Source organism: SAR324 cluster bacterium, assembly GCA_029245725.1.
In the GTDB taxonomy this organism is placed as follows: Bacteria; SAR324; SAR324; order SAR324; family NAC60-12; genus JCVI-SCAAA005.
On sequence record JAQWOT010000165.1, the window covers coordinates 37,417 to 44,069 of the forward strand.

The following is a 6,653-nucleotide window of genomic DNA, read 5'->3' on the forward strand; positions in this document are numbered from 1 at the left end:
AAAAGTCCTGAAAAAAAATCAATTTTTCATTGACAGGTTCATGATTCATTAAGATAAAAAGGGCCAAACTTCCATTGTTTTGATCAATCATTATTCGCTAATTCTTGAGGAAAACATGAGCGTCATTGATGCACACTTACACGTATTTCAAAAATATTCAGAAGAGTATCCTAGACCAATTCATGCTGGATTAGCAGAAGCAGATCGGGAAGTGCTTGCTGAAGATTTAATCAAGGAAATGGATAAGGCAGGAGTTGACAAAGCGATCCTGGTTCCTCTCGGCCCTGAGGATCACTACGTAGCCGAAGTTCAACGGGAACATCCAGGTAAATTCGCGGCTGTTGGGATTTTTGATGTGACTGCAAATGACCAGGAAGAAAATCTGGACTCCCGCATTGCTCAGAGCAGGATCCAGGGGATTCGGGTGGGGTTTGTTGATCAAAGAGAGAATCCTGGAGAGGACCCAAGGACTTTTGAGATGTTTCCACTCTTTAAGGCAATGGCTGAACGTAAATTGAAAGTTTGGTTTTATGCCGAACCACCGCAAGTAAGATTGTTTGATAAAGTCTTAAAAGAACTTCCAGAACTGGTTACGGTTTTCAATCATTGTGGATTTATGGTTTCTTTGGCAAATTTAGCGATTGATGAGCACAATCGGCCACATTTTTCAGTAGATTTACCCCCTGAAACCCTTGATCTTTTGGAGATGGTGGCAGTTAACCCAAATACTTACGTACACTTTTCTGGACAATATGCCTTTACGCATGACCCCTACCCTCACAATGACATGAAACCGATCGCTCAAAGACTTCTAAAAATCTTTGGTCCAAGCCGCATGCTTTGGGCCTCAGATTTTCCATGGATCAGTGAGAAACCCGGTTACAAAGAACAACTGGCTTTAGTGGACTACTTACTTCCAAAATTGAACACTAAAGATCGCACAATGATATGTGGAGGGAATGCCGATAAATTATTTGTTTTTTAATTCGGAACTGAATAAAAACATTACAAATTTCAATAAATAGAAAAATTTATTATTTATATTCAAATAAATATAGATACAAAATATCAGTTCGAAAAAAACGGATTTAACTTGACTAGCTGAAGTTCATTTATAAAATCCGCTTTTTTTAACCTCACTAGTAAGGATAGTTATGGTGTTGAAAATGTTCAAAAAAGTTCGATTCACTAGTTACCAAAAATTCAGTGTCCTCACAACTTCTGTTTTAGCTTTTGGTACAATTGCACAAGCAGCTCCTATTGAATTGACAATGCAGCACATGGAGCAGCCACCAAGTCGTGTAGAAGCAATGCAGGTGGTTGTTGATAAGTTCAATGAGAAATATCCTGAATATCGGATGAAACAGAATGTGGTAGGTTGGGGAGAAGCCTTCACAAGGGTTCCAGCTCAGATTGAAGCAGGGGTGTCTGTTGATTTGCAACAGGCCATTCCAGGTTTTTTCGTTTATGTCAGAGAGATGGGTGCTAAGGGAGTAAAGCCAGCGACAAGCGTCTATGAGCAGGTAGCGAAAGAGGTGAAATTTATTGATGCATACGTGGATCAATACCGTGCTGAAGGTGAAATTTGGGCTATCCCAGCTTTTGGAATGCTAGAACTTCTGATGTATAACAAAAAGCATTTTGAAGAGGCAGGAATTCCACATCCTCCCAAAACTACCGAAGATGTTTTGGCAGCAGCCAAAAAGTTGACTGATCCTGATAACGATAGATACGGATTTGCTCTTCCAGCTAGTGATACATTAGCTGGAACTCAATCAATTTATACCTGGATGGGGGCATTTGGTGGCAAGAAGATTTTTGATGATTCATGCAATCCTATTGTGAATAATCCTCAAAACAAGCGCGCTTATTCTTTTTTGAAAGAACTGGCTTCTTACAGTCCTCCAGACATTGGTTCTTATGCTTGGGCTGAGGTGGAAGGCTCATTGGTGTCAGGTCGGGCTTCCATGATCACTTTTAAGAATGCTTTCATGAATTCCTGGATCAATGATTCAGGTCTAGGACCAAATGACCTTGGGGCGGCTCCTATCCCTGTTCCAAAGGATGGAAGTGGAGAAAGATTCTCCCTAGCCTATTCAAATGCATTCATGGTAATGACTGATGATCCAAAAAAACAAGAAGGTCTGGCAAAGTTCATGTCCTTTTGGTTGAGTCCTGAAATCTACGGCGAGTGGCTGGGAACATCTGAGCCGGGCTTGTTTCTTCCTGTGACAGATGATTCTAAAACCAATGAGATCATGTTCTCTGCCCCGGTCTTAAGCCAATTCAAAGACCAGCACCAAACTTCGCTGGATGAAGCCCCTTACACAGGAATGTATGGATTCATGCAGAACAATTACTGCCCTCAGGTTGGACAGTTTGAAGGCCAGAATTTCACAGCTAAAGCTATGGAAAAAATGGTAGTGGAGGATATCTCTCCAGATGAAGCGGTTGGATATCTCGAAGAGTTGATGCTCAACGTTAAGTGATCATCAAGCGGCAGGCCATATCTGAAATATGGCCTGTCAAGCCCTCCAATATTTCCAAAGCCTATTACTTTGGAACTTCCTTCAATCTTTCTCATGACTAAGCAGGATTTTCGCAGCCGTGACGCTAGACTTGGGTTCCTCCTTGTTTTACCTGCTGTAGTTCTTGTCATTCTTGTTGTGATTTTGCCAATCATATCTGGGATTCAAATCAGTTTTACCTCTCAAAGAGTAGTTGGAAGTGAATACGAATTTATTTGGCTAAAAAATTATTTTGAACTTTTTGAGGACAAACAATTTATCGCTTCTCTTGGCAAAAGCGCGATCTGGGTGTTGGCAAATGGTTTTTTCCAAACTTTAGCAGCATTGTTAATCGCATTATTGATCAATCAACCATTCAGGGGGCAAAATTTTGTTCGGACTTGGATCATCCTTCCATGGGCTGTACCTGCAGCGGTGACAGCAATTCTTTGGCGCTGGATGTTTGATGCCTCTTCAGGAATTTTGAACACAACGATGAAGGGAATGGATTTGGTGCAAAAACCCGTGCTTTTTCTGGCTAATCCCGACATTGCTGGAATGAGTCTGACCTTTGTCAATTCTTGGAGATACATACCATTCTTGACGATTATTTTCCTTGCTTCCTTAGCAAGTGTCCCTGAGGAAGAGTACGAAGCAGCCAAAGTTGATGGAGCATCTCCCTGGTTACAATTCAAATCGATTACCTTCCCTAATCTTTTGCCAACACTGACCGTTCTGGGTTTGGTTGGAACCCTTTGGGCTTCAAATGTGTTTGATATTATTTGGATGATGACACGTGGTGGACCAGGGGACGCAACGACGACGGTTCCTGTCTTGATGTATGATATGGCATTTTATGGCTATAACATTTCAAAGGCTACAGCGGGAGCGATCATCTTCTTATTTATCCTTATTATTTTCACCTTTGTTTTCATCTTTGCCAATCGGAAACAGTTCGTTGTTGCGAGTGAAACTTTCCAAGATTTATCAAAATAGATCATGAAGTTAAATTTTTCGATTTTTTCGCTTCTACGACTCTTCGTGATCATAATGATCTTGTTTATATTGCTGGCGCCTTTCTTATGGATTTTATTGGCTTCATTCCGTCCAAACATGGAGCTTGTTCGGAATCAGTCTTTAATACCCAATTCATTGACAATTGAAAACTATGTTTCCTTGTTTTCGAAATCTGGATATTGGCAATGGATTATCAACAGTCTCATTGTGGCTATTTATACAGTTTTGATATCAATTCCTTTAATTGTTGCAGGTGCCTATAGTGTTTATCGAACCTATTTCTGGGGTCGAAATGCTTTAAGTCTCTTTCTGTTGAGTGTGTACATCTTTCCGACAGCGCTATTAGTCGTTCCAATCTTTCGGATCTTCAATGACTTGAAACTGGTTGACAGCCACTTGGGCTGTGCACTTATGAATACCGCTTTTGCCGTACCTTTTGGTATTTGGTTGTTGCAGGCATTTCTCAAAAGTTTACCCCCAGAATTAGAAGAAGCAGCGGCAGTAGATGGTATAGGTCGAATGCGAACATTAATTCAGATAATCATTCCACAGGTTGCTCCTGGCATTATCGCGATTGCAATGTTTGCATTCATTGTTTCCTGGACAGAATACTTGTTTGCGATGACGCTTTTGCTCAGTAATGATTTGCACACGCTTCCAATTGGGTTAACTGGAATAGTTTTTGGTCAGTATAGAGTCAATTGGGGATTTGCTGCAGCTGGAGCCGTAGGTTCAGCTATTCCGGTCTTTTTGTTGTTTTTAATTGTTGGGCGATGGTTTATCCGCGGGATCTCTGCGGGAGCAATCAAGTAAACTGGTGAACTATGGCTTCAGTTGCTCTGAAAAATCTTTATAAAAATTTCGGTCAAACAACCGTAGTTAGAGATGTAAATGTAGAGATTGATGATGGAGAATTTCTAGTTTTCGTAGGGCCCTCTGGTTGTGGAAAAACAACGACACTTCGCATGGTTGTAGGATTAGAATCTCTAAGCCAAGGCGAGATACATATTGGAAACTGCCTTGTTAATGATCTACCTCCAGGTGATCGGGATGTTGCCATGGTTTTTCAAAATTATGCTCTCTATTCCCACATGACCGTGAGCAGAAATTTAGGATTTGCATTGAAGGCTAGAGGAATAGCTGACCAAGAAATTGCTAAAAGGGTTCAGCGAGTTGCTAAAATGCTGGATTTGGAGGGATTGCTTGAACGAAAACCAAAGCAGTTATCCGGGGGACAACGCCAGCGAGTTGCCTTAGGGAGAGCAGTCGTGCGGAATCCCCAAGTTTTTTTAATGGATGAACCGTTATCCAATCTCGATGCTTTATTGCGACTAAAGACTAGAAAAGAATTGATCGAGCTTACAACAGAATTAAATAGTACTGTAATCTATGTCACTCATGATCAGGTTGAGGCTATGACCATGGGGCATCGATTAGCTGTGATGAACAAAGGAGAAGTTGTTCAATTGGACCCACCAGAAAAGGTTTTTAATGAACCATCCAACCGTTTTGTTGCAGAATTTATTGGAAGCCCCCCGATGAATTTTCTGGATGTTAAGGTGGTAGAAGAAAACTTCCAAAAAATCTTGAAAAGTGATGCCTTTGATCTAGTTTTACCGAAGTACTGGGATTCAATCTCCGAGTCCGAAGCCATCTTGGGTTTTCGTCCTCACGACGCACAACTGGTTTCGGAGGGAGGAGTTGCTGGTAGGGTAACGGTGGTTGAAACGTTAGGAGCTGAGAAATTAGTCTATCTCAAGATCGGTAAAAATAGTTTATCAATTCTGGTTCCTGCTTCTGAAAAAATACGCTCTGGGGATCATTTACGGTTTGATCTCAATAAAAATGCGCTTCATTTATTTAATCGTGTAGATGAGAAGAGAATTATGCTTTTCAAGCAAAGCTAAATGCTTTCACCCTCAAAAAGAATTTCTTTCGCATTGATTGGCTTTGGTCGTTTCGGCAAGCACCATGCGAACATCCTGAAGCACCATCCCAATGTGATAGTAGACTCGATTTGTGAAATCGATCCGGTCGCTGTCCAGCAAGCCAGTAAGGAATTCCCAGATGCAAAGATCTACACAGAACCCTTCAACATGTTTCAGGAGATTGATGTTGATGCCGTAACGGTAGTTTCTCCTGAAGACACACATGCTGAAATTGTTCAGGCAGCTTTAGAAAGTGGATCGCATGTCTTTTGTGAGAAACCATTGGCAACTAAACTCTCTGAGGCCAGGAAATTGGCAAAGATATCTCTGGAGAGAGAACTAAAGCTGAGAGTGGGCTACATCCTCAGATATGAACCTCGACACCGAGTGCTTAAACAACAAATAGAAGCTGGAAAGTTAGGAGAAATTGGGAAAATTAGGGCAAAAAGAGATATTTCCCGTTCATGGTTTGAAGCCTATGGATATCGAGTTCACTCTGCTTACGAGACTTTGATACATGATGTGGATCTAGTTCTTTGGTTCAGTCAGCAGCGATGCAAATCAGTCAGTGCCTGGGGTGGTTATCTATTAGGCTACAATGTACCAGAAACTCTGGTTATGGTGCTTGAGATGGAATCAGGAACCATTTGTATTCTTGAGTCTTCATGGTTAGTACCCAGCGGTGCTCCAGCCAATATTATTGGGTGGGATGATGCAAGCGATGTAGGAAAAGGCGTTGTCGAAGCTTCCTTGGAGGTGATTGGTACAAAAGGGTCCAGTTATTTGAAGACCTATGAGCCATCCTTGACAATCAATGATGATACTGGGAGCTATTGTCCAGATTTAGCTTTTTGGCCCCAAATTGAGGGTCGAACGGTTGGGGCATTACGTGAAGAAATTTGGGATTTCATTGAGGAATTACTTGGTGAAAATCATGCGAAGGTGGATTCTTTGGAAGATGCCGTTTACGTTCAGGAAATTTGTGAGGCAGCTATTGAATCAGAAAAATCTGGGAAGAAAATCTTTATCAGTTAAATGTCTAAAATTTTTCAACAAGTCGCGCTAGTCACAGGGGCTGCCAGAGGGATAGGTGAAGCAACTGTTGAGAGGTTTATCAAAGAGGGAATAAACGTAGTTGCAACCGATATTTTGCCGGAAATTAAACATTTAAATCAAACCAATGTCATTTCCCTTATGCATG

At 41.3% G+C, this 6,653-nt stretch carries 7 protein-coding genes; all 7 read left to right on the plus strand.

The window, feature by feature from the left end:
* The first annotated feature begins 115 nt into the window (after positions 1-115).
* On the plus strand, positions 116-985 hold the full coding sequence (locus P8O70_08600; protein MDG2196936.1) for an amidohydrolase family protein: 870 nt from the start codon (positions 116-118) through the stop codon (positions 983-985).
* A gap of 181 nt (positions 986-1,166) precedes the next feature.
* A complete protein-coding gene (locus P8O70_08605) occupies positions 1,167-2,489 on the plus strand; it encodes an extracellular solute-binding protein (GenBank protein MDG2196937.1) in 1,323 nt (440 codons plus the stop codon).
* Between the two features lie 93 nt (positions 2,490-2,582).
* Positions 2,583-3,503, plus strand: a complete 921-nt coding sequence (locus P8O70_08610; GenBank protein ID MDG2196938.1) for a sugar ABC transporter permease — start codon at positions 2,583-2,585, stop codon at positions 3,501-3,503.
* 228 nt (positions 3,504-3,731) lie between these two features.
* Entirely contained in the window at positions 3,732-4,337 is a 606-nt protein-coding gene (locus P8O70_08615) for a carbohydrate ABC transporter permease (GenBank protein ID MDG2196939.1), read from the plus strand.
* 11 nt (positions 4,338-4,348) lie between these two features.
* A complete protein-coding gene (locus tag P8O70_08620; protein MDG2196940.1) occupies positions 4,349-5,431 on the plus strand; it encodes an ABC transporter ATP-binding protein in 1,083 nt (360 codons plus the stop codon).
* The gene (locus tag P8O70_08625; GenBank protein MDG2196941.1) at positions 5,432-6,487 is read left to right on the plus strand and encodes a Gfo/Idh/MocA family oxidoreductase; all 1,056 of its coding nucleotides are present in this window, start codon (positions 5,432-5,434) and stop codon (positions 6,485-6,487) included.
* Positions 6,488-6,653 (plus strand): SDR family NAD(P)-dependent oxidoreductase (locus P8O70_08630; GenBank protein MDG2196942.1); only part of this gene is annotated, 166 nt, incomplete at its 3' end.